General features: G+C 55.8%; 1 protein-coding gene. It reads left to right on the top strand.

Features of this window, described 5'->3' with window-relative positions:
- Nucleotides 1-244: type II toxin-antitoxin system HicB family antitoxin (locus tag EXE45_RS21095; RefSeq protein ID WP_137695193.1), on the top strand; the 244-nt coding region annotated here is incomplete at its 5' end.
- Between the last annotated feature and the right edge of the window lie 32 nt (nucleotides 245-276).

The raw sequence follows: 276 nt of genomic DNA, 5'->3' as shown, positions 1-276 counted from the left end.
CCCTGAACGGGAAATCCGCTTAGTGAAGAACCCAGATGGCCAGTGGACGGCTCGTGATCTCCGTGTTGGAGTGACTGCGCAAGCGAAAAGTCGGGACGAAGCACTTGATACTCTTGATGCCGTCATTGCGGCGGTCGAAGGCGATGGCGGGCGCTCTCCAACCGACGAGGAAATACGTGACCTCGGTGTTGATCCTGAAGTCGCTCGGTCACAGAGCGATAATCTTCCCGATGTCTTACAGTAGCGATGGTAACGCGGGACTTTTCTGGTGAAGAC

This window comes from Halorubrum sp. SP9 (assembly GCF_005435015.1).
Lineage (GTDB): Archaea > Halobacteriota > Halobacteria > Halobacteriales > Haloferacaceae > Halorubrum > Halorubrum sodomense.
Note: the sequence above shows the minus strand (reverse complement) of the source record. Positions and strands in the feature narration are given on the sequence as shown.